The organism is Streptomyces sp. NPDC002018, from assembly GCF_042890865.1.
Classification (GTDB): domain Bacteria; phylum Actinomycetota; class Actinomycetes; order Streptomycetales; family Streptomycetaceae; genus Streptomyces.
In genome coordinates this window covers 373,413-397,463 of the sequence record NZ_JBIASO010000001.1, presented here as the reverse complement: position 1 = coordinate 397,463, position 24,051 = coordinate 373,413, and the positions used below count along the sequence as shown (strand labels likewise).

Annotated in this window: 21 protein-coding genes and 1 pseudogene; 8 read left to right on the top strand and 14 right to left on the bottom strand. The window is 72.4% G+C overall.

The genetic code is table 11. The annotated features are described in order from the left end of the window. Positions 1-49: 49 nt before the first annotated feature. The 3 genes from ACFYYH_RS01700 to ACFYYH_RS01690 all read right to left on the bottom strand — a co-directional run bounded on the left by ACFYYH_RS01700 (position 50) and on the right by ACFYYH_RS01690 (position 2,125). Entirely contained in the window at positions 50-850 is an 801-nt protein-coding gene (locus tag ACFYYH_RS01700) for an SAM-dependent methyltransferase (protein WP_388544440.1), read from the bottom strand. 174 nt (positions 851-1,024) lie between these two features. Next, the gene (locus tag ACFYYH_RS01695; protein ID WP_365905124.1) at positions 1,025-1,261 is read right to left on the bottom strand and encodes a DUF397 domain-containing protein; all 237 of its coding nucleotides are present in this window, start codon (positions 1,259-1,261) and stop codon (positions 1,025-1,027) included. Then, positions 1,262-2,125 (bottom strand): helix-turn-helix domain-containing protein, encoded by an 864-nt coding sequence (locus tag ACFYYH_RS01690; RefSeq protein ID WP_388544437.1) that lies wholly within the window; start codon positions 2,123-2,125, stop codon positions 1,262-1,264. Between the two features lie 207 nt (positions 2,126-2,332). Between ACFYYH_RS01690 and ACFYYH_RS01685 the strand changes: the two genes are divergently transcribed. From ACFYYH_RS01685 to ACFYYH_RS01675, 3 genes are all read left to right on the top strand, one after another. Further along, positions 2,333-2,809: an ATP-binding protein gene (locus tag ACFYYH_RS01685; protein ID WP_388544434.1), complete on the top strand. Its 477-nt coding sequence runs from the start codon at positions 2,333-2,335 to the stop codon at positions 2,807-2,809. Continuing rightward, a complete protein-coding gene (locus tag ACFYYH_RS01680; RefSeq protein WP_388544431.1) occupies positions 2,803-3,237 on the top strand; it encodes a hypothetical protein in 435 nt (144 codons plus the stop codon). The genes ACFYYH_RS01685 and ACFYYH_RS01680 overlap by 7 nt, the downstream gene beginning before the upstream one ends. Positions 3,238-3,324: 87 nt before the next feature. Next, the gene (locus tag ACFYYH_RS01675; protein WP_388544428.1) at positions 3,325-4,563 is read left to right on the top strand and encodes an ROK family protein; all 1,239 of its coding nucleotides are present in this window, start codon (positions 3,325-3,327) and stop codon (positions 4,561-4,563) included. Between the two features lie 378 nt (positions 4,564-4,941). On the opposite strand, the gene xylA is transcribed toward ACFYYH_RS01675, so the two are convergent. Then, on the bottom strand, positions 4,942-6,111 hold the full coding sequence (xylA, locus tag ACFYYH_RS01670; RefSeq protein ID WP_388544426.1) for a xylose isomerase: 1,170 nt from the start codon (positions 6,109-6,111) through the stop codon (positions 4,942-4,944). A gap of 259 nt (positions 6,112-6,370) precedes the next feature. Between xylA and xylB the strand changes: the two genes are divergently transcribed. Beyond that, positions 6,371-7,858, top strand: coding sequence for a xylulokinase (xylB, locus tag ACFYYH_RS01665; protein ID WP_388544423.1), 1,488 nt, complete (start codon positions 6,371-6,373; stop codon positions 7,856-7,858). Positions 7,859-7,931: 73 nt separating this feature from the next. Here xylB and ACFYYH_RS01660 read toward each other — a convergent pair whose 3' ends face one another. The 5 genes and pseudogenes from ACFYYH_RS01660 to ACFYYH_RS01640 all read right to left on the bottom strand — a co-directional run bounded on the left by ACFYYH_RS01660 (position 7,932) and on the right by ACFYYH_RS01640 (position 13,602). Then, positions 7,932-8,846, bottom strand: coding sequence for a LysR family transcriptional regulator (locus ACFYYH_RS01660; RefSeq protein WP_388544420.1), 915 nt, complete (start codon positions 8,844-8,846; stop codon positions 7,932-7,934). A gap of 51 nt (positions 8,847-8,897) precedes the next feature. Beyond that, entirely contained in the window at positions 8,898-10,097 is a 1,200-nt protein-coding gene (locus ACFYYH_RS01655; protein ID WP_388544417.1) for a glycine C-acetyltransferase, read from the bottom strand. Positions 10,098-10,218: 121 nt separating this feature from the next. Then, positions 10,219-11,253 carry an L-threonine 3-dehydrogenase gene (tdh, locus tag ACFYYH_RS01650; protein ID WP_388544415.1) on the bottom strand — a complete coding sequence of 345 codons (1,035 nt, stop codon included), beginning with the start codon at positions 11,251-11,253 and terminating at the stop codon, positions 10,219-10,221. A 538-nt stretch (positions 11,254-11,791) separates the two neighbouring features. Next, positions 11,792-12,754: pseudogene (locus ACFYYH_RS01645) on the bottom strand (hypothetical protein); the annotation flags it as partial. Then, positions 12,751-13,602, bottom strand: a complete 852-nt coding sequence (locus tag ACFYYH_RS01640; protein WP_388545267.1) for a phosphatase PAP2 family protein — start codon at positions 13,600-13,602, stop codon at positions 12,751-12,753. The pseudogene ACFYYH_RS01645 and the gene ACFYYH_RS01640, both read right to left, overlap by 4 nt. Before the next feature lie 191 nt (positions 13,603-13,793). Here ACFYYH_RS01640 and ACFYYH_RS01635 point away from each other — a divergent pair, with 191 nt between their 5' ends. Together ACFYYH_RS01635 and ACFYYH_RS01630 are read left to right on the top strand one after the other, a co-directional pair. Then, the gene (locus ACFYYH_RS01635) at positions 13,794-14,390 is read left to right on the top strand and encodes a TetR/AcrR family transcriptional regulator (RefSeq protein WP_388544412.1); all 597 of its coding nucleotides are present in this window, start codon (positions 13,794-13,796) and stop codon (positions 14,388-14,390) included. A gap of 437 nt (positions 14,391-14,827) precedes the next feature. Beyond that, complete coding sequence (locus ACFYYH_RS01630; RefSeq protein ID WP_388544409.1) at positions 14,828-15,910, top strand: hypothetical protein; 1,083 nt, start codon at positions 14,828-14,830, stop codon at positions 15,908-15,910. Between the two features lie 113 nt (positions 15,911-16,023). Here the strand turns inward: ACFYYH_RS01630 and ACFYYH_RS01625 are convergent, their stop codons facing one another. From ACFYYH_RS01625 to ACFYYH_RS01605, 5 genes are all read right to left on the bottom strand, one after another. Beyond that, positions 16,024-17,646 (bottom strand): cytochrome P450, encoded by a 1,623-nt coding sequence (locus ACFYYH_RS01625; RefSeq protein WP_388544406.1) that lies wholly within the window; start codon positions 17,644-17,646, stop codon positions 16,024-16,026. Positions 17,647-17,715: 69 nt separating this feature from the next. Next, the gene (locus tag ACFYYH_RS01620) at positions 17,716-18,330 is read right to left on the bottom strand and encodes an ATP/GTP-binding protein (RefSeq protein ID WP_388544403.1); all 615 of its coding nucleotides are present in this window, start codon (positions 18,328-18,330) and stop codon (positions 17,716-17,718) included. Beyond that, positions 18,311-18,685 carry a DUF742 domain-containing protein gene (locus ACFYYH_RS01615; RefSeq protein WP_388544400.1) on the bottom strand — a complete coding sequence of 125 codons (375 nt, stop codon included), beginning with the start codon at positions 18,683-18,685 and terminating at the stop codon, positions 18,311-18,313. Before ACFYYH_RS01615 ends, ACFYYH_RS01620 begins: the two co-directional genes overlap by 20 nt. Beyond that, entirely contained in the window at positions 18,682-19,089 is a 408-nt protein-coding gene (locus ACFYYH_RS01610; RefSeq protein WP_388544397.1) for a roadblock/LC7 domain-containing protein, read from the bottom strand. Before ACFYYH_RS01610 ends, ACFYYH_RS01615 begins: the two co-directional genes overlap by 4 nt. After that, complete coding sequence (locus ACFYYH_RS01605; RefSeq protein ID WP_388544394.1) at positions 19,086-20,858, bottom strand: sensor histidine kinase; 1,773 nt, start codon at positions 20,856-20,858, stop codon at positions 19,086-19,088. The genes ACFYYH_RS01610 and ACFYYH_RS01605 overlap by 4 nt, the downstream gene beginning before the upstream one ends. A gap of 508 nt (positions 20,859-21,366) precedes the next feature. On the opposite strand from ACFYYH_RS01605, the gene ACFYYH_RS01600 reads away from it, so the two are divergent. Both ACFYYH_RS01600 and ACFYYH_RS01595 read left to right on the top strand, forming a co-directional pair. Continuing rightward, entirely contained in the window at positions 21,367-22,311 is a 945-nt protein-coding gene (locus ACFYYH_RS01600; RefSeq protein WP_388544392.1) for a helix-turn-helix transcriptional regulator, read from the top strand. 229 nt (positions 22,312-22,540) lie between these two features. After that, the gene (locus tag ACFYYH_RS01595) at positions 22,541-23,950 is read left to right on the top strand and encodes a D-alanyl-D-alanine carboxypeptidase (RefSeq protein WP_388544390.1); all 1,410 of its coding nucleotides are present in this window, start codon (positions 22,541-22,543) and stop codon (positions 23,948-23,950) included. Positions 23,951-24,051: the final 101 nt, after the last annotated feature.

Below are 24,051 nucleotides of genomic sequence, written 5' to 3'. Positions count from 1 at the left end.
GCCGCAGCGCACCTGAAAAGTGCTGCGGCGCCGCGCCCCCGTATTCCACTTACAGCTTGCGTGCCACTCCGGCGTACCCCGGGAGGGGGTCGCTGCCGGGGACCGGTACGACCTCTCCCAGTTCGGGACGCCAGTCGGTGGCCAGGGAGACCCCCGGCTCGACGAGGTCCAGGCCCTCGAAGAACGCGGCGAACCGCTCCCGCGACCGCAGGGCCAGCGTGAGCGCCCGCCGCTGGTACAGCTCACGTGCCTGGTCCGCGTTCTCCCGGTCGAAGTCGCCCGTGGCGTGGGAGAGGACAAGATAGCTGCCGGAGGGCAGCGGGTCGAGCAGTCTGCGCACCAGTTCGTACGCGCCGTCCTCGTCGGGGATGAAGTGCAGCAGGGCGACGAGGGAGAGCGCGACCGGACGGTCCAGGTCGAGGATCTTCCCGGCCGCCTCGACGATGGCCTCCGGCTCGCGCACATCGGCCTGGACGTACTCCGTGACACCTCCCGGGGTGCTGCGGAGCAGCGCCTCGGCGTGCCGGAGGACGATCGGGTCGTTGTCCGTGTAGACGACCCGGGAGTCGGGAGCGACCTCCTGGGCTATCTGGTGGAGATTGGGCTCGGTGGGGATGCCGGTGCCGATGTCGAGGAACTGACGCACCCCGGCGGGGCCGGCGAGCCAGCGGGTGGCGCGGTGCATGAAGGCCCGGTTGACCCGGGCCATGTCGGGCCCCCTGGCGTCCAGTGCCAGTAATTGCTTCGCCATCTCCTCGTCCACGGGATAGTTGTCCTTACCGCCGAGGAACCAGTCGTACACGCGGGCCGGATGCGGCTTGCTGGTGTCGATGGGGTCGTTCCCGGTCATGTGCGCTCCATGAGTCTCAGGGTCGATGAGCAGGATCTGTGGAACACAGGGTCTGCGGAAGAACGGGGGACACGTAGACGAAGTGGTCGAGCGGACGAGCCGACGAGTGGTCGAGCAGTCGAGCAGTCGAGCGGACGAGCGGACGAGACGGACGGTTCGGTCGGGTGAGCGGGGTCAGGTGAGCAGGAAGTCGGCCTGACCCGCCTTCGCGCCCTGGATGAATGCGGCGATCTCATTGGTGGTGTAGATCAGTGCGGGGCCGTCAGGGTCGGCGGACTGGCGCACGGCGACCCTGCCGTCGGCCAGCTTCATGGCCTCGATGCAGTTGCCGCCATTGCCACCACTCCACGGCTTGCGCCAGCCCTCGGCACCGAGGTCGGCGGCGGGCATGCCGTTGTATATGGGATCCATTCACAGCTCCTTGCGGAGATCCCTGAGGATCTCCTTCGTGCGTGGTGCAGTTGCGGCCTGAGCCGCCATCCGGTCCATGACCTCCAGATGGGTGGCCACTTCGGGACGTGCGTCGAGATAGACGGCACCGGTCAGGTACTCGCTGTAGACCATGTCCGGCAGTTCCGGTTCGGCGAACCGGAAGATCACGAACGGCCCGTAGGTACCGGGATGGTGTCCGCTCGAGAATTCCGCGATCTGCAGGGTGACATTCGACATGGCCGAGGCGTCGAGCAGCTTGTCGATCTGCTCCCGCATGACGTCCGGACTGTCGCCGACCGGGCGGCGCAGCACGGTCTCGTCCATGATCACCCAGAATTTGGGGGCGTTCGTACGGGTGAGAAGTGACTGGCGTTCCATACGGAGCGCCACATGACGCTCGATCCCCTCGGGCTGCGCCTGTCCCACCGCCCCCGCGTTCATGACCGACCGTGCGTACTCCTCGGTCTGGAGCAGCCCGGGGACGAAGTGCGGTTCATACGTACGCAGCAGGGCGGCGGAGCCCTCCAGACTGACGTACATGCTGAACCAGTCCGGCAGGATGTCGTGGAACCTCTGCCACCAGCCGGGCTTGTTGGCCTCCTCCGTGAGCTCGACGAAGGCCTCGGCCTCGTCCTCGGGAACTCCGTACGCGCGCAGCAGGAGCTGCACATACGGGATCTTGAGGGCGACCTCGGCCGTCTCCATCCGGCGTATCGTCGCGGGCGCCACGCGGAGGAGCTTGGCGGCCTCCTCGCGCTTCAGTCCGGAGCGCTCACGAAGATCTTGCAGACGTCTGCCGAGTACGACCTGACCCACGGTCGGGGCGGACCGCGGTTCACTCACTTTGGGTCCTCCCCACGCACGGTTACCAGCAGTCTGCCATGTCTCCTCGACGAAGAACACGGCACTCTGAAATATTCAGAGTGCCCCTTGCCAAGTGTCCCCGACGGGTGGAGAGTGGGTCGGTGAACCAGCTCACGCGGTTGTCGGGCTCTGCCATGGGAGAGTTTTTGCGCTCGGCCGCTGCTCCCCCACCGTTAGGAATCGGTCGTGGCACCTGGTAACGCGCTCACCCCCCCGCTCATAGCCCTGTGCCCCCCTGGCAACGTTGTCCGGCGTTACGGGTTCCAGTTGCCCGCCCACGCCGAGTCAGTGGCACGGGCCAGACAACTGACCCGGGACCGGCTCATCCGGTGGGGCCTGGGCGAGGAGACCCGCGACACCGCGGTGCTCGTCGTCTCGGAACTGGTCACCAACGCGATCGTGCACGCGGCCGGGGACCGCGTCGTCTGCGAGATACGGGAGGGCGACGGCCGGCTGCGGATAGCCGTCGAGGACCAGGGCTACGGACCGACGGGACCGCAGCTCCACGACGCCACCGAGGACGAGACCCAGGGCGAGGGGGGCCGGGGTCTGTTCCTCGTCGATTCCATGTGCAGCGGCTGGGGAGCCCACGACACATCGGGATACGGCCCCGGACGTGTGGTCTGGGCCGAACTGCCACACGGAACGGAGCAACCGTGCTGAGGACCGCACTGGACCGCCTCGCACGCGGCCTGCGCGACGGGCGCGATCTCGCACCCCGCCGGGTCGCGCTGCCGCTGCCGCCCACCCTGCCGGCCTCGCTGGGCTGCGACGCGGTGGGCATCCCGGCGGAGCACGGCTTCCGGCTGATGGCGCGGCTGCCCAAGAAGGGCTGTGTCTTCGCCGACGCGGACTGGTGGTGGTGGATCGTGCCGGCCGGTTCTGACCTCGATCTCACCTGGCCGTCACCGGCCCGCTATGTGTCGGGCACGACCGTTCCCGCGGCGCACCCCCGGCTGATCCACTGGCCCGAGGCGCCGACCCCGTACACCCCGCCGATCCCCTTCTACCTCATGATCTGCCAGCTCACGGGCACGGCCCCGTCCTGGGCCCCCCGTACGGCGCCCGGAACGGTTCCGGCACCGCACTGACCGGCGGCGGGGCGGCGGGGCGGCGGACCATCGTTCAGCCGCCCCTTGTCCTTCGCGCGGTACCCATCACATAGGCTCGGCCGCGAGATGAACACCAACCACACATCCCTTGGCCCCAAGGCCGACAAAGAGACGGTCCGCCGGCACAATCTGAGCCTTGTGCTGCGGGCGGTGCGGGACGAGGGAGAGGTGACCCGGGCCGGGGTGGCGGCGCGGGTGGGACTGACCCGGGCCGCGGTGTCGTCACTGGTGGAGCAGTTGCTGGAGAGCGGGTTCCTCTCCGAGTCCGGGAAGACGTTCAGCGGCCATGCCGGGCGCCCCGGCACCGTACTGAAGGTGACGCGCTCCGGGCCCGCGGGCATCGGCGTCGAGATCAATATCGACTATGTGTCGGTGTGCGTGGTCGATCTGTCCGGCACCGACCGGGTCCGGCTGACCGAACACATCGACAACCGCGGCGCTCTCCCGGCCGAGGTACTGGCCCGTGGCGCCCGGATCGCCGCCCGTACGCTGGAGTCCGCGGCGGAGCAGGAGCTGATCCCGGTGGGGGTGCAACTCGCCCTGCCGGGGCTGGTGTCGGGGGGCACGGTCCGTCAGGCGCCGAACCTCGGCTGGAACCGGGTCCCGGCGGAGGAGCTGTTCGCGCGGGCGCTGGCCGAACTGCGGCCCGAGGGGCCCGCGCTGGCGGTGAGTTCGGAGAACGAGGCCAATCTGGCGGCGCTGGCCGAGCTGTGGTTCGGCGGGCTGGGACCGCTCCGTACGTTCCTCTACCTCACCGGTGAGATCGGGGTCGGCGGCGCGCTGGTGCTGGACGGTGAACTGCTGCGCGGGGCGCACGGGTTCGCCGGGGAGATCGGCCATGTGGTGGTCGACGCCAAGGGGCCGCTGTGCCGCTGCGGCTCCCGGGGCTGTCTGGAGCAGTACGCGGGCCAGTCGGCGCTGCTGCGCGCGGCGGGCATCGACGAGAACTCCGGAGTGCCCGGGGTCACCGAGCTGGAGCGCCGGGCACGCGGCGGCGACCTCCAGGCCGTGGCGGCGGTCGAGCAGGCCGGGGTGATGCTGGGCCGGGTGCTGTCGGGCTCGGTGAACCTCTTCGACCCGGAGGCGGTCGTGCTGGGCGGGATCTACCGGGAGCTGATGCCCTGGCTGTCCCCCTCGGCGGACCGCGAGCTGACGGCCCGCGTGGTCTCGGGGCTGTGGCCCCGCGACAGCGGACGCCTACGCGCGTCCTCCTCGGCGGGTGACGCGGCCCGCGGCGCGGCGGCCCTGGTGGTCCGCGCGGTCCTGGCGGACCCGGTGGCCTACGTCCGCCGGGTCACGGACTGACGACGCCCCGGGGGCCAGGGGCGCCACGCGCCCACCCGCCCCGGGCCGGTGTGCGGCCCCGGTCGCCCGTCGGCACGCGAGGCACGGGAGACGTCTGACGGCGGCACGGCACGGGGCCCGGCACCCGCCGGCGTGAGCGGTGAGCGGCGCCCACGCGGGCAGGGCACACGCCTCACGATCCGGTACGCGGCGCACCGTACCGGGCGCCGGCACGCCGCCCCCCAGGGCGCGAGACGCGCCGGGCAGCGAACGGGAGCCGCTGCCGCCGACACCGCACGAGGGCACCGCGTACGCGGTACGAAGGGAACGCCCGTGCGGCGGCGCGGGCCGGGCCCGGGGAGGCCGGCCCGCGCCGCCGCACGGGGGAGGTGCCCGTCGTCAGCGGACGCCGAGCAGGTGGTCCATCGCGAGCTGGTCGAGCTGCTCGAAGGCCATACCGCGCGTCGCCGCGGCCTCCGCGTCGAACTCCTCGTACGCGCTGCGGTCCGCGAGCAGCCCCGCCACCCCGTCGGCGGCCGTGGGCAGCGCCAGTTCGTCCAGGCGCGAGGCGCGCAGCGCCTCCTGGACCACCGGGTCGGCGCGGAACGCGGCGGCGCGCTCCTTGAGGATCAGGTAGTTGCGCATGCAGCCGGCGGCCGACGCCCAGACCCCGTTGAAGTCCTCGGTCCGCGGCGGCTTGAAGTCGAAGTGCCGCGACCCGTCCCAGCCCGCGGTCTCCAACAGGTCGACCAGCCAGAACGCGGCCCGCAGATCACCCGCGCCGAAGCGCAGGTCCTGGTCGTACTTGATGCCGTTCTGACCGTTGAGGTCGATGTGGAAGAGCTTGCCCGACCACAGGGCCTGGGCGATGGAGTGCGGGAAGTTCAGCCCCGCCATCTGCTCATGGCCGACCTCGGGGTTCACGCCGTACAGCTCGGGCCGCTCCAGACGCTCGATGAACGCCAGGGCATGGCCGACCGTGGGCAGCAGGATGTCGCCGCGCGGCTCGTTCGGCTTGGGCTCGATGGCGAACCGGAGGTCGTACCCCTTCTCGGTGACATACGCGCCGAACAGGTCGAAGGCCTCCTTCATCCGCTCCAGCGCCAGCCGTACGTCCTTCGCCGCACCCGACTCCGCGCCTTCCCGGCCGCCCCAGGCCACGAAGGTCTTGGCGCCCAGCTCGGCCGCGAGGTCGATGTTCCTGAGCGTCTTGCGCAGCGCGAAGCGGCGCACGTCCCGGTCGTTCGCGGTGAACGCGCCGTCCTTGAAGACCGGGTGCGTGAAGAGGTTGGTGGTGACCATCGGCACCACGAGCCCGGTCGAGTCCAGCGCCTGCCGGAACCGCTTGATGTGCGTCTCACGCTCCGCGTCGGACGAGCCGAAGGGTATGAGGTCGTCGTCGTGGAAGGTCACCCCGTACGCGCCCAGCTCGGCCAGACGCTGCACGGACTCGACGGGATCCAGGGCCCTGCGGGTCGCGTCCCCGAACGGGTCCCGGCCCTGCCAGCCCACGGTCCAGAGACCGAAACTGAACTTGTCCGCGGGGGTGGGAGTGAAGCGTTCCGTCATTCTCTGGCCGCCTTCGATACCTCAGGTCCGGCACGTGCCGACCTTTTTGTTTCCTGACATGACTAATAATGCACGCAGGGACGGATGCGCAAAACCCCCGGGGTCCGCTCCATCAGTGTGCACCCGTCGGAGTCGGACGCGCACGTTCGGCCACCGGCGAGGATCCGCCACCCCCGTTCCGGTGAGCCGTGCCATCGCGTAATTTGTTTTCCCCACGTCAAAAATTGTTCAGGTACTCCAGCAGGGAAGAGGTATGTCCATGTCGCAGAGCCCGGTGGTCGGCCCGGTCGTCATCGGCGTGGACAGCTCCACCCAGTCCACCAAGGCGGCCTTCACGGATGCCGCCACCGGCCGGCTGCTCGCCGTGGGGCGCGCCCCGCACCGGGTGACCGGTGAGGGCGGTGCCCGGGAGACCGACCCGGAGGTGTGGTGGAGCGCGCTGCGGGAGGCGGTGGCCGCCGGCCTCAAGGAGTCCGGCGTCGACGCCTCGGCGGTCACCGGTATCGCCGTCGCCGGGCAGCAGCACGGACTGGTGGTGCTGGACCGCACGGGCCGCCCGCTGCGCCCCGCGCTGCTGTGGAACGACACCCGCTCCGCCCCGCAGGCCGCCGCCCTCACGGAGGCGCTCGGCGGCCCCGCCGCCTGGACGGCCCGTACCGGTTCCGTGCCGGTGGCCTCGATGACGGCCTCCAAGTGGCAGTGGCTGCGTGAGCACGACCCCGCCATCGCGGGCGCCGCGGCGGCCATCAGGCTTCCGCACGACTTCCTGACCGAGCGGCTCTCGGGCGTCGCCGCCACCGACCCCGGCGACGCCTCGGGCACCTGCTGGTATTCGACGGCCACCGGGGCGTACGACCCGGAACTGCTGGCGCTGCTCGGCCTCGACCCCGAGCTGCTGCCCGCCGTCGCCACGACCGGCGCCGCCCGGGTCGGCTCGCTCACCGCCGGATCCGCGGCGGAGCTGGGGCTGCCGGCGGGCATAGCCGTCGCGGCGGGCACCGGTGACAACATGAGCGCGGCCGTCGGCCTGGGCTTCGGGGGCGGCGGGCTGCTGGACCATCCGGTGCTGAGCCTCGGCACCTCGGGCACGGTGTTCGCCGCCACCCGCACCCGCCCCGACTCCCCCGCGCTCGCGGGGTTCGCCGCGGCGGACGGCACGTATCTGCCGCTGGCCTGCACTCTCAACTGCACGCTCGCCGTGGACAAGGTGGCGGCGCTGCTCCGGCTGGACCGGGAGGACGCGGTGCCGGGCGGCGAGGCCGTACTGCTGCCGTATCTGGACGGCGAGCGCACCCCCGATCTGCCCGCCGCCTCGGGCCTGCTGACCGGGCTGCGCCACGACACCACACCGCAGCAGCTCCTGGGCGCCGCCTATGAGGGCGCGGCGGTGACCGTACTGCGCGCGCTGGACGAGGTGCTGCGGGCCTGTGGCCTCGACCCCGCGGACCCGGAGGTCGCGGCCCGCCCGCTGCGGCTGGTCGGCGGCGGCGCCCAGGGCAGGATGTGGGTCGACACGGTACGCAGGCTCTCCGGCCGCCCGCTGATCGTCCCGACCAGCGGCGAGCTGGTCGCCCTGGGAGCGGCGGCGCTGGCCGCGGGCGCGGCGACGGGCGAGGACCCGGTGGCGACAGCCGCGTCCTGGCGGACGGGCGAGGGCGACGAACTGCCCGCCGTGGAGCGGGACCTGGAGACCTGGGAGCGCGTGGGATCGGTCCTGGACCGCGCGGCGCCGAGCCTGCTGTCGTAGCACCGGCCGCCGCGGACGCGGCGTGCGAGCCGGCTGACCGGCCCGGGGCCGGTCAGCCGGTGGGCAGGGCCGGTCAGTCGGTGGGCAGGACGGTCGCGGCCTGGGCCAGGGCTTCCAGGACCGGGCGGATCAGCGGATGGTCCTCCGCGCCCCGGCGTACGGCGGCGAAGACCCTGCGGGTCGCCGCCGGCCCGGACACGGGGTGGACGACGGTGCCCTTCAGCTCCATCCCGCGCAGCGCCGAGCGCGGGACCAGGGCGACCCCGGCGCCCGCCCCGGCGAGCGCGACGACCGCGCGGAAGTCGTCCGAGGAGTGCGCGAGACGCGGCTCGAAGCCGGCCCGTTCGCAGGCGAGCTGTATCACGTCGTGGCAGGGGTTGCCCGGGTAGGGACCGATCCAGTCGCTGTCGGCGAGGGCCGCGAGGGAGACCTCCGCGCTCAGCGCGAGCGGGTGCGCGGCGGGCAGGACGGCGTCGAACGGTTCGGCGTACAGCGGCACGCGGGAGAGCCGCAGATCGTCCTCGCGCGGCGCGCCCCGGTACTCGACCGCGACCGCCAGATCCGCCTGTCCGTCCAGCACCATGGGCAGGCTCTCGTCCCCCTCGGCGTCCCGTACGCGGACCCGGATGTCCGGGTACGGTCCCGCCAGCAGCTGGAGGGCGGGGGCCAGTACCTCCGCGATACCGGTGGCGAACGCCGCGACGGTCACCTCGCCGGCCGAGCCGCCCGCGTACGCCGCGAGTTCCGCCTCGGCCCGTTCGAGCTGGGCGAGCACCGCGTGCGCGTGGCCGAGCAGGATCTCGCCGGCCGCCGTCAGCCGTACGCCCCTGCCGCTGCGGGTCAGCAGAGCGTGGCCGGTCTCCTGCTCCAGCACGGCGAGCTGCTGGGAGACGGCCGAGGGGGTCAGATACAGCGCGGCGGCCGCGGCGGTCACCGTACGGTGGTCCGCCACGGCCCGCAGTATGCGCAGCCGCCGTGCGTCGATCACCCGGCCATCCTGCCAGGTGGGAGCGGGCCGCGGGCATCCGCCCCGCACCGGTCAGCCCTGCTCGCGCATCGCCTCCCGCGCGTCGGTGAACGCCGCGACCGCGCGCTCCACGTCCGCCGTGGAGTGCGCCGCCGAGAGCTGGACCCGGATCCGGGCCCGGTCCATCGGGACGACGGGGTACGAGAAGCCGATCACATAGACGCCGCGCTCCAGCAGCAGTTCCGCCATCCGGGCCGCCTCGGCGGCGTCGCCGATCATGACCGGGGCGATGGCGTGGTCACCGGGCAGGATCTCGAAGCCCGCCTCGGTCATCTTCGTACGGAAGAGCGCGGTGTTGGCGTTGAGCCGGTCGCGCAGTTCGCCGGCGCTCTCCAGCAGGTCGAGGACCTTGACCGACGCGGCGGCGATGACCGGGGCGAGGGAGTTGGAGAAGAGATAGGGACGCGAGCGCTGGCGCAGCAGGGCGACGATCTCGGCGCGGGCGGCGACATAGCCGCCGGACGCGCCGCCGAGGGCCTTGCCGAGCGTGCCGGTGAGGATGTCCACGCGGTCCATCACCCCGTGCAGTTCCGGGGTGCCGCGACCGCCGGGGCCCACGAAGCCGACGGCGTGCGAGTCGTCGACCATGACCATCGCGTCGTACCGGTCGGCGAGGTCGCAGATCTCGGCGAGCGGGGCGACATACCCGTCCATGGAGAACACGCCGTCCGTGACGATCAGCCGGCGACGGGCGTCCTGCGACTCCTTGAGCCTGGTCTCCAGCTCACCGAGGTCACGGTTGGCGTACCGGAGGCGGCGGGCCTTGGAGAGCCGGATGCCGTCGATGATGCTGGCGTGGTTGAGGGCGTCGGAGATGACCGCGTCCTCCGCGCCGAGCAGGGTCTCGAAGACTCCGCCGTTGGCGTCGAAGCAGGAGGAGTAGAGGATCGTGTCCTCCTGGCCGAGGAACGCGGAGAGGCGTCCCTCCAGCTCCTTGTGGATCTCCTGGGTGCCGCAGATGAAGCGTACGGAGGCCATTCCGTAGCCCCAGCGGTCGAGGGCGTCCTTCGCGGCGGCGACGACCTCGGGGTGGTCGGCGAGGCCGAGGTAGTTGTTGGCGCAGAAGTTGAGGACGTCACCCCCGCCACCGCCCGCGGTGACGGCGACCGAGGCGCTCTGCGGGGTGGAGATCACCCGCTCGGGCTTGAAGAGACCGGCCTCGCGGATCTCACCGAGGGTGGCGGACAGTTCGTCCCGTACGGACGCGTACATAGACAGGGCTCCTTCTGTGTTCAACGGCTCGGTCCGCCTCCGGGGCGCTTCGTGCCGATGGCGACGGTCGGCCGTGCGCGGCCGTGCGCGGCCGGGACGTCCGGTGTTCCCGGAACGGTGGTCAGGTGGTCCAGTCGAGGATGATCTTGCCGCTGCGGGCGCTGGACGCCTCGTCGAACGCGGCGTCGAAGTCCTGGTACCCGTAACCGCCCGTGATGACGGGGGTGAGGTCGAGTCCCCCTTCGAGCAGGACCGTCATCGCGTACCACGTCTCGAACATCTCACGTCCGTAGATGCCCTTGACCGTGATCATGGAGGTGACGATCTTCGACCAGTCGACGGCGAACTCCTCGGCGGGCAGGCCGAGCATGGCGATCCGGCCGCCGTGCGTCATGTTGTCGACCATGTCGCGCAGGGCCTCCGGGCGTCCCGACATCTCCAGGCCGATGTCGAAGCCCTCCTTGAGACCGAGCTGCCGCTGCGCGTCCGCGATGCCCGTCCCGGCACCGGAGACATCGAGGGCGAGGGTGGCGCCGGCCTTGCGGGCGAGGGCGAGACGGTGCGGGCTGACGTCGGTGATCACGACATTGCGCGCTCCCGCGTGCCGGGCGACGGCCGCCGCCATGATGCCGATGGGGCCCGCGCCGGTGATCAGTACGTCCTCGCCGACGAGCGGGAAGGTGAGCGCGGTGTGCACGGCGTTGCCGAAGGGATCGAAGATCGCGGCGACATCGAGGGGCACCTCCGCGCGGTGCACCCAGACATTGGAGGCGGGCAGGGCGACATACTCGGCGAACGCGCCGTCGCGGCCGACGCCGAGTCCGACGGTGCTGCGGCACAGATGCCTGCGGCCGGCGAGACAGTTGCGGCACTTGCCGCACACGAGGTGCCCCTCGCCGCTGACCAGGTCGCCCACGGCGATGTCCCGCACATCGGCGCCGACGGAGGCGACCTCACCGACGAACTCGTGGCCGAGGACACGGGGCGTGGTGACGGCCTGGCGCGCCCAGCCGTCCCAGGACCGGATATGCAGATCGGTGCCGCAGATGCCGGTGCGGAGCACCTTGATCAGTACGTCACCCGGCCCGGTCTCCGGTTCCGGCACGTCCAGGAGCCAGAGCCCCGGTTCGGCCTGCTGTTTCACAAGTGCCTTCATGGGCGCGGCTCCCGGCGTGACGGTGCTGTTCGACGACCAGTGACGGGTGTCGGAGACGGTGCCCGGCGCTCGTGGATTTCTGGATCCGCGGGTCCCCGCGTCCCCGGATCCGTGACCGGTCACCGGCCACCGATCACCGGTGATCACTGTTCGGTGGTCGGGCACCAATCTGCCCATCACGGGCCGTACAGTCCATCGAGGATTTCTTAAGCGGGCCGACAGCGCAGCTTCACGACCCGGCGCGACAGCGCCTCCGCCGCCGCCGGAGGCGTGACGCGGGTCCGGACGCCCCCTCGTCGACGGGTCCACGGGGACGAGGGACCTGGATCAGGAAGCCGCCCGGGAGAACCATCACGGGAGCCGGTGCGCCCAGGACGGCGGTCCCCGGCTCCGCCGTCCGGGCGAGGGCGCCGCCCGGCGTGGGTGCGCCGGAGGCGGGCCGGCCACCGGGGCCGGGGGCCTCCGGCGCGCCGGAGGCCGTCCGTACGCCCCGCGCCGCCTGTTCCGTCCCCGGTTCCGCGCCCGGCTCGTGGAACGGATCCCGGGAGGGGCCCCGGGACGGCTCCCGGGCGGGTTCCGGCGAGGGCTCCGGCGAGGCTTCCGGCCCCGCGGGCGCCTCCGTCAGCAGCCGCGCCGCCGGCGTGCGGGTCAGCAGGACCACCCCGCGCGCCGCGGCCACCGCGCCGACGAGCGCCGCGGCGACCCCCGCCGCCCCGCCCTGGAGCCGTTCGCCCAGGAGTGTCAGCCCGATGACCGCCGCGGCCACGGGATTGGCCAGGGTCAGCACCGCCAGAGGCGCCCCCAGCCCGCCGCGGTAGGCGGTCTGGGAGAGCAGCAGACCGGCCGACGCGAAGGCCGCGACCAGCAGCGCCACGATCACCACCTGCCACAGCGGCAGCCCGTCGGAACCGTGTCCCGGGCCACCCGGCACCCCGCCGCCGGCGGCGGCGACCGTCACCGTCTGGGTGAGGGCGGAGGCGACCCCCGAGGCGATCCCCGAGGCCCCCGCGTGCGGGAGCCCAGGCCGGGATCCCGGCCTGGCCAGCAGCGCGACCAGGCCGAGCGCCACGCCCGCCACCCCGAGTGCCTGCGCGAGGCTCAGTGAGTCCTTCGGCTCCGCCCCCGAGCCCGCCGCCGTCAGCAGGATCGCCGCGAGGCCGGCCAGGGTGAGCGCCGTGCCACGCCACTCGGCCCGGCTGACCTGCCGCCCCGCGCGGCGCGCGCCCAGCGGGACGGCCGCGACCAGGGTGAGCGCGCCCAGCGGCTGGACCACGGTGAGGGGTCCGTACGCCAGCGCCACCACATGCAGCAGCCCCCCGCTCGCGTTCAGTCCGACCGCCCACCACCAGGCGCCGGAGCCGAGCAGCGCGAGCAGCCCGGCCTTCGGCGCGGTACGGGCGGCGAGCCGCTCCTGCGCCACGGCCGCGGCGGCGTACGCGACGGCGGAGAGCAGCGACAGCACGACGGCGAGCACCGTCGCGCCGTTCAGCGGGCCGTTCATCGCGCGGTGCCCGACGCGGCGAGCGGGACGCCGGACGCCCGTGCCGGTTCCGACGCCGCTCCCGGCCAGGCGTCCGCCGCCGGGTCCGGGGCGCCGGAGCCGGCCCTGACGAGCAGCGCCCCTCGCCGTCCCGGGGCCCGTACGCACACCAGCGCGGCGGTCAGCAGCGCGACGGCCACGATCGCGTCGAGCCAGTAGTGGTTGGCGGTTGCGACGACCACGAACAGCGTGGTGAGCGGGTGGAGCAGCCAGAGCCAGCGCCACCGGGAACGGGTGGCGGCGATCAGTCCGACCGCGACCATCACGGCCCAGCCCACATGGAGCGAGGGCATCGCCGCGAACTGGTTCGCCATGGAGTCGGTGGCGGGCACCGCGCTGTACGCCGTCGGTCCGTACACCCGCCCCGTGTCCACCAGACCGGTCGCGGTGAGCAGTCTCGGCGGTGCGAGCGGCATCAGCAGATGCAGGACGAGCGCGGCGCCGGTCAGGGTGGCGAGCACCCGGCGGGCCCAGACGTAGTGGCCCGGTCGGCGCCAGTAGAGCCAGCCGAGGAAGAGCAGGGTCGCCGGGAAGTGGACCACCGTGTAGTAGGTGTTCGCCCACTGGACGAGCGTGCCGCCGTGCAGCAGCACACCCTGGACGGTGCCCTCGTCGGGGAGCCGGAGCGCGCGTTCCCAGTCCCAGACCCGATGGGCGTTGCGGAACGCCTCGGCGGTATGGCCGGTCGCGGCCTGCCTGCCGAGTTTGTAGACCAGGAACAGACCTGCGACGAGCAGCAGTTCGCGTACGAGGGGCGGTCGGGCGGAAGTCTCCCTCTTCCGTTCGGCGGGCCCAGTGCGGGTGTGTATCACCCGACCCCCTTGGGTGGACAGCACGTCGCGTGTGACGGCGTGGTGGTGCGGCGACGCGGTCACGACCACGCCCTATCGATACGCCAGTGTACCGATACGTCTTCGTATCGGTACACTGGCGTATCGATGCCCTCGGTAAGGGCTCCGGGGGCGGAACACGTACAACGGGATCCGTGCAAGGAGAGACGATGACGCCGCAGCGCCGCTCCAAGATCACACCGGAACGGGAGCTGGAGTTCTACGAGGCCGCTCTGGACCTGCTGAGAGAGAGCGGTTACGAGGCACTGACCATGGAGGGCGTCGCCGCCCGTTCACGCTGCGGCAAGTCCACGCTGTACCGCCAGTGGGGCACCAAGACGCAGCTCGTCGCCGCCGCGCTCCGGGGCACCCGCTGTGTGAGACTCGCGGACATCGACACGGGCACCCTGGCGGGTGATCTGCGGATGGCGGTCTGCGCGGCGGCGACGGGCGCGGGGCGCGACACCGCGCTGCTGCACGCGCTCAGTCATGCGGCGCTCCAGAATCCGGAGCTGCTGCGGGCCGTGCGCGAGGCCGTGGTCGAACCGGAGATCGTGGCGATCGAGGCCATGGTCCGCCGCGCCGTCGAGCGCGGCGAGGTGGCGTCGGACAACCCCGCGGCGGAGTTCGTGGCCGCCCAGCTCATCGGTGTCGTGCGGGCCCGGCCGCTCCTGGACGGCCGGAACGCGGACGAGGCGTATCTCATGCGCTTCCTGGAGGCTGCCGTCCTCCCCGGGCTCGGGCTGGAGGTCACCTCGCCCTCATGAACGCGGACCGTCGCCCGAGCGGATGACGACGGTCCGCCCGCGCCGCACCGTGGGGACGGGGGCGGCGCCCGATCCGGTGGGCCCCTCATGAGGTGAGGGGCCCACCGGCGTGTGGGGCCGCCGGGCCGTACATCTGTCTCCCGCCGACCCCCTTCAATGGCGTACCCGTAGCGATCCGGACATCGTCTCCGTCCGATACGAGCCGTGACGACAGCGCTTCCCGGGCAGCGGGACTTTCGCCCTGTCGGCGGCTCCCGTGTACGGGACGGCCGGTCCGAACCGGGCCCACCCGGCTCACGGACCGTCAATTCCGGCCATCCGAACGCCAGTTGCCTAGTTGTTGACGGTCCGTCATGGGCATATACGCTCCACCCGCACGGCGCCCCACCATGTCCGCACGTCACATTTCCGCCCCTCGCCCCAGGAGGCAGCAGATCATGACCTGTGTCTCGGAACAGAGCCTGGTCCGGCAACTTCCGACTGTGCCGTTCTACTGCCCGGTTCCGTCCGCCCGGCATCCCTCGGTGCAGGCACTCAACGATCAGACCGTACGGTGGATGCGCAAACAGCGGCTCGACAGCGACGAGGATCAACTCGACCGGCTCGCCGTCTGTGACTTCGGCGGTCTCACGGCGTCGACCATGCCGTACGGACGTCTTGAACCGCTCACCCTCATGGCCAAGCTGCACGCCGTGCTCTTCTCGCTCGACGACGGAGTGTGCGACGAGTCCGGGGCGACGGCGGATCTGCTCGCCCAGGAGACCTCACGCATCATGCGCGCCGTGGAGGCGCCGACCGCGCAGGGGCCCGGCGACTCGCCGCACACGGCCGCGCTGCGCGGGCTGCGGCTGGAGGCGGAACGGTTCGCGTCGCCGCGCCAGTTGGGCCGGCTGACGGAGGCGATGCGTGTCTACACCTCGGGGCTGGTGTGGGAGGCGTCCTGGCGCCGCAGCCCCGGGCTGCCCTCGCTCGACGACTATGTGACGCTGTGGATGCGGGCCATCGGGATGGCGCCCTCCACCGCGATGATCGAGGTCGTCGGCGGTTTCTCGCTCGCCGACGAGGACTTGCAGGACCCCCGGATACGCGCGCTGACCGAGATCACCTGGACGCTGGTGAGCTGGGACAACGATCTCTACTCACGGAACAAGGAACTCCAGCGGGCCGGTGACGATCTCAATCTGATCGATGTCCTCTGCCAGGAGGAGGGGCTCGACCCGCAGCGCGCGCTCGTGCGTGTGGTGGCGATGCGGGACCGCGTGATGGTGCTCTTCGAGCGGCTGGCCGCGCAGGTGCTGAAGGAGGCGGACAGCGATCTGCGCCGCTATGTCGAGGGGCTCGGCCAGTTCCTGCGCGGCCATCTGGACTGGGCGTCCATCTGCCCCCGTTACTCCGTGCCGTCGGGGCCGAAGGCGACGCCCGGCGGCTGGTGGAAGCCGCGTCCGGCCGACGACAGCCAGGAGCCGCTTCCCATTCCCACGATCTCCTGGTGGTGGGACCAGGTGGAAGCGGCGTACTGACCCCGTGCGGGCCGGTGTGATCCGGACCACCGGACCGCACCGGACCGCCCGGTGTCCGGACCGGGCCGCCTGGTGGGTCGATCGGGCCGCCCGGTGGGTCGGTCGGCCGTACGTCAGTATCCGCGCCACCAGCGGGCCACGGCTCGCCACACCCGTAGCGGCGGGTTGCCGGGACGCGCCGGCGGGACAGCGCTCACGGCACCCACGGCGGCCGGGATCTCCGGTGCCGCCGCCGGCTGTCGCGGGCGCTCCTCGTCCGGCCCGGCCACCCCGGACGCCCCGGCGGAACCGGCCGCCCCGGCGGAAGCGACCGGCTCCACGGAACCGACCGGCTCGACGGACGGCGAGTCCACCTGCTGCCACTGGGGCCGCCGCGGGCCCGGCACCGCGTTCGGCGGCCCGCTGACATCCTGCGGCTGACGCGGAGCGAACGTCACCGGCAGTTCCAGCAACTGACGGGACATCAGCGCGGCCGAGTAACGCAGTTCGTGCTCCGCCACGGCGAGCTGGAGGTCGGGCAGCCGCAGCAGCAGCGCGTCGATCCCGGTGTCGGCGATGGCCCGTCCGATGTCCTGCCCCGGGCACTCGTGGGGCCCGCCGCTGAACGCCAGATGGGCACGGTTGCCCCGCATGGAGGCGCTGCGATCGGGACGTACCACCGGGTCCGCGTTGGCCGCCGCGATACCGACGATCAGCGCGTCGCCCGCCTTGATGCGCCGGCCGCCCAGTTCGGTGTCGCCGACCGCCCAGCGGCCGAGGATGGTGGTGAACGGGGGTTCGTCCCAGAGCGTCTGCTCGACGGCTTCCGGCAGGGTCATATGGCCACCGCTCAACCGCGCCCGGAAGCGCGGGTCGGTGAGCACCATACGGAGCACATGGGCGATGAGATTGGCGGTGGTCTCGTAGGCCGCGATGAGCACCAGCCGCAGATGCTGGCCGACCTCGTCGTCGGTGAGGCCGGCCGGATGCCGCGTCAGCCAGGTCGCGAAGTCCTCCTCCGGTACGGCGCGACGGCGGGCGACGAGCCTGCGCAGCACGGCCATCACGTACTCGTTGCTCTCGTTGGCGGTCTCGGTGCCCTTGATCATGTCGCGGGCCGCCTGCACCAGACGGTCGTTGTACTCCTCGGGCATACCGAGGATCTGCGCCATCACCATCATCGGCAGGTGCTCGGCGAAACGGCCGACCAGATCGGCCCTGCCGTCCTGGCAGAACTCGTTGACCAGCCGGTTGCTGTAGCGGTTGATATGGCGGCGGACGCCCCGGTGGTCGATACGGGCGATCGAGTCGGTGACTGCGCCCCGCAGCCGCTCGTGCTCCGCGCCGTCGGCGAAGACACAGATGGGCTGCCAGGTGAAGACCGGGGCGAGGGGATGGTCGGGGGGCGCGGTGCCGTCGTGCTGGGCGCGCCAGCGCCGTGAGTCCCGGGAGAACTGCGACGGCGTGCGCGTCATATGCAGATTCTCGCTGTGCCCGAGGACGAGCCAGGCCGGTACGTCGCCGTGGAGCAGCACGGGCGCGACGGAACCGTGTTCGGCGCGCAGCTTCTCGTACAGGCCCATGGGGTCTCTCTCGGCCTCGGGCCCGTACAGGCGTCGCAGCCCGTTCACAGCTGTGCCGTCGGCGCCGGCTTGGGCTTGGGCTTCGGGGGTCCGCCCGTGGACCGGGCAGCCGGGAGGCGGCGCCGGGTGGCCGTGGTCGTGGGACCCGGACGGAGGGGAGAAGGGGGAGGTCACGCTCAGTCACTCCAGGGATCAGGCTGGAAGAAAAGGGGATCGGGCGGCAGAAGGGAGCGGCGCTGTGCCTCACTCCGGTGACAGGGCCAGCGCGTGCAGATACCGCATCAGCGTCAGCAGGGCGTCGCGGCAGGAGGCCCGCTGCCGCGCGTCGCAGTCCACCATCGGAACCTCGGCGGGCAGGTCCAGGGCCCTGCGCAGCACATCGACGGGATGGTGCGGCGCGTCCGGGAAGGAGTTGACCGCGACGACGAACGGTACGCCCCGCTCCTCCAGGCGTCCGATTACATCGAAGCTCACTTCGAGACGGCGGGTGTCCACCAGGACCACGGCCCCCAGGGCGCCCTCGAAGAGGCCGTTCCACAGAAACCAGAACCGCTCCTGGCCCGGAGTGCCGAAGAGATAGAGGACAAGCTGCTCGGTGATGCTGATACGGCCGAAGTCCATGGCGACGGTGGTGGCGGCCTTGCTCTCGACACCCGAGTTGTCGTCCACCCCGACCCCGGCCTGGGTCATGGTCTCCTCGGTGGTGAGCGGACGGATCTCACTCACCGAGCCCACCATCGTCGTCTTGCCGACACCGAATCCGCCCACGATCACGATCTTCACCGCGGAGGTCGCCGTGGTGGGCAGGATGTCCTCGCCGCGGGGGCCCGTGATCGTGTCAGAGTTTCTGAAGTCCATGCATCACCGCTTCGAGAAGGGACCGGTCGGGGAGCGCCGCGCGGACGACGGGCGCCCGCGATTCGGCCAGTCCGGCCGCGAGGAGTTCGGTCAGCAGCGCGGTCACCACGCTGAACGGGAGAGCGAGATAGGCGGACACCTCGGCGACGGACAGCGGGGCCCGGCAGATCCGCAGGATGGCGGCCTGCTCCGGCTGCACCGTGGGGGACGGTTCGTCATGGGCCATGATCATGGTGACCAGGTCGAGCGGGGCGCGTACGGCGCCGTCGGGACCCCCGGTGATCACATAGAGCCGTTCCGGGTCCCCCACGTCCGCCTCGGGGTGTCTGCGTTCCCGCTGGGGAGGCGTACTCATCCGGCCCGCCCGTCATGGCGCGGCGGACTGGTGAGATGGGCGCCGATACGGACGACCATGTCCCGCATCCGGGCGCCCACGAGCCCCGCGTCGACCGTGTCGTCGGCGAGGACCGCGAGATACGCGCCCTCTCCGGCCTCCATCAGATAGAAGAAGCCGCCCCCGACCTCGATGACGACCAGCCGCATCCGCCCGTCGCTGTGCGGGATCTCGACGGCGACGGCGGCGGCCAGGCTCTGCAGTCCCGCGCAGGCCGCGGCGAGCCGGTCGGCGACATCGGGGTCACCGCCGTGCCGGGCGATCCGGAGCCCGTCCGCGGAGAGCACCACGATCTGCTGGATCTGCGGCACCCCGTCGGCCAGTTCCTTGAGCATCCAGTCCAAGTTGGCCCGCTGCTGGATCACTTCAGCTCTCCCTTGCCGCGCATGTCGTCGGATTCGCCACGGTCGCCGGGTCCGGCCGGCATGTCCCCCGCCTCGGCCGGCGGCTGCCGCGGGGTGCCGTTGACCGCCTTGGTGAACGCTTCGAGCCAGATGCCGGGCCCGGGTGTGCCGCCGGGGGCGCCGCTCGCGCTCCCGCCGTCGGTGGCGCCGCCGTCCGTACCACCGCCGTCCGTAGCACCGATGACGGCGGCGTCCCCGACGCCCGCGTCCGCGCCGGGCGCGTTCCCGCCGGGCGCGTTCCCGCCGTGCGGGGTGCCGCCGTGCGGGGTGCCGCCGTGCGGGGCGGGGGGCCCGTGGTGGTGGTGTCCGGGCGCCGTGCCGCGGCCCGGGTCGCGGAGGCCGAGGTTGTGGGAGCCGAGCGGGGCCCGGCCACGGCTGCGCCGCTGCGGCAGCCCGTTCTCGGTCCACTCCGTCACCACGGGAAGGCCGTCGTCCGCCGCGGCCGCCAGGGCCGGCGCGGACCGCCGCGGTCCCGCGGCCGGCCTGGGCACCCGCTTCTCGGGGCGCAGGATGTCCTTGGTGGGCAGGTCGACGGCGCTGCCCCGGGGGCCGGCGGCGGCGCCGATGCCATGGGCGATACCGGGAGCCGGTCCGGTGGTGATGACATCGCGCGGCACGATGAGCACGGCGCGGACCCCGCCGTACGCCGACTGCCGCAGCGAGACCTGCAAGTTGTACATCTGGCAGAGCCGGCCGACGACGGCCATCCCGAGCCTGGGGGTCTCACCGAGGTCGTTGAGGTCGATCCCGGCCTGGGCACGGGCGAGCATCCGTTCGGCCCTGGCCCGTGCCTCCTCGCTGAGGCTGACTCCGCCGTCCTCGATCTCGATCGCGATGCCGGTCTGCACCTCGACCGCGGTGACATGGACACGGGTCTGGGGCGGTGAGTAGCGGGTGGCGTTGTCGAGAAGCTCGGCACACGCGTGGATGAGCGGTTCGACGGCCGTGCCGACGACGGCCACCTTGGCGATGGAGTGCAGATCGACCCGCTGGTACTCCAGGATCCGGGACATCGCCCCGCGCAGCACGCTGAACAGCGGTACGGGCCTGGGCCACTGGCGGCCGGGACGGGCCTTGCCGAGGACGGCGATGCTGTCGGCGAGCCGGCCGATCAGAGCCGTGCCGTGGTCGATCCGCAGCAGATCGTCGAAGACATCGGGGTTGCGGCCGTGGTGCTCCTCCATCTCCCGCAGTTCGCCGGCCTGTTGGTGCACGATGGCCTGGACGCGCCGGGCGATGTTGACGAAGGAGCGCTGCGCGGAGTCGCGCATGGCCTCCTCGTCGTCCACGATCTGCAGTACGGAGCGGAGCAGGGAGCGCTGCGGGGAGGGCAGTTCGCGGTAGCGCTCGTCGCCGTCCACGACCGCGCGCATCACCTCCGCGGGGGATTCGCCCTGGCGCAGACGGTGGATCGCGGCGGGCATCAGCTCCTTGCCCAGCCGTACGGTCTCCTCGTCGTGTTCCGCGAGACGCCGCTCCAGCAGCGCGACCCGGTGGGCATGGTGCTCGTGCAGGACACCGATGGTCCTGCGGCGCCGGGACAGTTCGGCGGCGCACCAGGTGACAAGGACCGTGGCGACCGTCCCGTACAGCACGAGCGGTATCCGTGCGGTGTCCGCGACCAGCGTCACCACGACGGCCGTCGCCGCCGCCATCAGGGCCGCGGGGACCAGCGACGCGCGGACGACGGGGGACGCTTGATCATTCGGGGGTGCTTCGAGACGAACCATGTAAGCCCTCTGGCGATCGATTCAGATCGGGTTATTCGCATGTTCACCGCACATGGGGAACATTTGCCTGATTACGTATCAACTCGGCGCGCTCCGCGAGAGCTTAGCCCGACCCGACAAGGGCCTTGGCATATTCCCGTAACCACCTGCACGGGCCACCCCGCCGGGCATAGACTCGCGCGTTTGCACGCTGAGCAGCGGACGCCGCACAGCGAGTGACCACCCCCGGGGGGGAGAGAGAACCGAGTGTCGCTGTCGCGCGGGAAACACCGAGCGGGTCGCTGTCGCGCGGGGAACGCCGAGGTGGTACGCGCGTGGGTGCGCGCCCTCTGCCCACGCGCCGGTGCGCGCCTCGGCCCACCGGACCACACCACGACGCCGTCGGGAACATCCTGTTCGCTCTCGGCTCCGGACGTCGGGCCCCGGTGCGGGAGGCGGCGGGGAGAGGGCACGGACAGGCCACGGGCGCTGCCGGGCGGGGCCCGCCGTACGCGCTGATACTGACCACATGACCCGACACGGAGAGCTGGGCACGGCCCTGCACCGCTGGCGTGACCGGATCGCACCGGCCGAGGCCGGGCTGCCCGCGGGCGGGCCCCGGGAGACCCCCGGGCTGCGGCACGAGGAACTGGCCCGGCTCACCGGCCTGTCCGTGGACTATCTGGTACGGCTGGAGGAGGGCCGGGCCACCTCCCCCTCCGTCCAGGTGCTCGGCTCGCTGGCGCGCGCCCTGCGGCTGTCGGAGGACGAACGCAGACATCTCTTCCTGCTCGCCGGGCAGTCGCCGCCCGGTCTCGGCCGCGTCCCCGAGACCGTTCCCCCCACCGTGCGGCGGCTGCTGGGCCGGCTCACGGGCACGCCGGTCGGTGTCCATGACGCGGCCTGGAACCTGATCGCCTGGAACCCCCTCTGGGCCGCGCTCCTCGGGAACCCTTCGGTGCTCCCCGGACGCGACCGCAACGCCGCGTGGCAGCACTTCAGGGGCCTGCCGACCAGGATCACCCAGACCGAGGAGCAGGAGGCGCGGTTCGAGGCGGCCCTGGTCGCCGATCTCAGGGCCGCCACGCTCCACTACCCCACCGATGTACGGCTGCGGTTCCTCATCGGGGAGCTGCGGCGGGTGAGCGGCCGGTTCGCGGGGCTGTGGAACTCGCGTATCGCCGGTTTCCACGACACGGGCGTCAGGACCGTCCACCACCCCGATGTGGGACCACTGACGCTCGACTGCGACACCCTCGCCGTTCCGGGCTGCGACCTGCGGATCTCCGCCTACTCCGCCCCGCCCGGTTCCGCCGCCGCGGACAGGCTGGAGCTGCTCGATGTGATCGGCACCGGGCCGATGCCCGACCGGGCCCCCGACCCGGCGTGGGACCCCGCCCAGGACCCGCCGCCGGCCGGCGCGCACGACTCCGCCTCCGGTTTCGATCCCGCCGCCGCCCCCGTCGACCGGTGAACGCCGGGCGAGGGCCGCCGACGGGGCCGACGGCCACCGACGCCTCCCGGGCATCACCCGATCGGGCGCACGGTGGTCGTTGAACGCTCACCGGTGTCCGGGGACGGACGCCGCGATGCCGCGGACACCCCCGGGGCCGGGGGCGGGGACCCTCCGACCGGGGACGGGGATACGGCCGGTCGGCTCAGGCGCCCATGCGCGGTGCCCGGTCCGTTCCTACCGTGGCGGAATGATCACCAGATCCGTGACGCGCTCCGCGTTCTCCGCGACGGTGGCCTTCGCCACCGGTTTGCTGGTCCTTTCGCCCGCGCCCGCACCGGCCGTCGCGGATTCCCGTACCGATCCCGCCGTGCGGGCCGCGGGCCTGCCGGGCGCCCCCGTGGTCACCGCGTCCCCGTCCCGGGCCGCCTCGCCGTCCCCCGGCGCGTCCTCCGCGTCCCCCTCGCCGCGGGCGGCCCGCTCGCCGCGCACGCCACGCCCGGCCCGCTCGCCGCGCCCCTCGCCCACCCCCGCCGCCGCCCCGGTGGGCCCCGTCGAAGGCGCCCTGTACCGGTCGGGGACGCAGGCGCGGCCCAAGCGCGGCACTCCCGCGCCGCCCGAGGTGTCCGCCCTGTCCTGGCTGGTGGCCGATGTCCGCAAGGGTGATGTGCTCGCCGCGCACGACGCGCACCGTCCGCTGCCGCCGGCCAGCACCCTGAAGACGCTGTTCGCCGTCACCGCGCTGCCGCGTCTTCCCAAGGACAGCGAGCACACGGTCAGCCAGGCCGAGCTGGACGAGGTCGGGGAGGGCAGCAGCGAGGTCGGGATCGTCGCGGGCGAGTCGTACGCGGTGGAGGACCTGTGGCGGGGTGTCTTCCTCAGCTCCGGCAATGACGCGGTGCGCGCGCTCGCCGAGATGAACGGCGGCTGGGACTCGACGGTCAAACAGATGCGGGTGAAGGCGAAGCTGCTGGGCGCGTACGACACCCATGTGGTGTCCCCCGACGGCTATGACGCCGACGGGCAGGTGTCCTCCGCGTTCGATCTGGCGGTCTTCGGCCGTACGGGCCTGTCCCTGCCCGACTTCGTGAAGTACAGCTCGACCGTGGACGCCCAATTCCCCGGGTACGGGGGCACGTTCGGCATCCTCAACACCAACCGGCTGCTCACCGGCGAGGACGGGGTCGAGGAGTACCCCGGTCTGATCGGTGTCAAGAACGGCTACACCTCGGAGGCCGGCTACACCCTGATCGCCGCGGCCAAGCGCGGCGGCCGGACCATGCTGGTCACCGTCATGAACCCGCAGTGGGGCGGCGTCCACGAGGTCTACGAGGAGGCCAGGGCGCTGCTGGACTGGGGCTTCCGCGCGGCGGGCAAGGTGACTCCGGTGGGCTCGCTGGTACCGCCCGCGGCGCCCCTGCCGCCGAGGCCGCCCGTGAAGGACGGTCCGGTTCCCGGTCCGGTCGCCAGGGCGATCGCCCCGGTCCCCGCGCCCGCGCCCGCGCAGAAGCCGGTGTCGGCCAAGGCGCCGCCGGCCCGCGCGGCCGAGGAGGAGCCGGAGACCGGGTACTTCATGCCGGTGGTCTTCATCGGCTCGGCCTGTCTCGCCGCCGTCGCGCTCTTCTTCCTGCGGCGGACGGCCCGGCACCGGGCCCTGTGACGGCCCTGTGACGGCGGAGTCCGGGCCACGGCCGGTGTGAGGGGCGCCCGGGACGCCACCGTCCGCCGCCGTTTTCAGCCGGGAAGCGGCGCGGCCGGCGG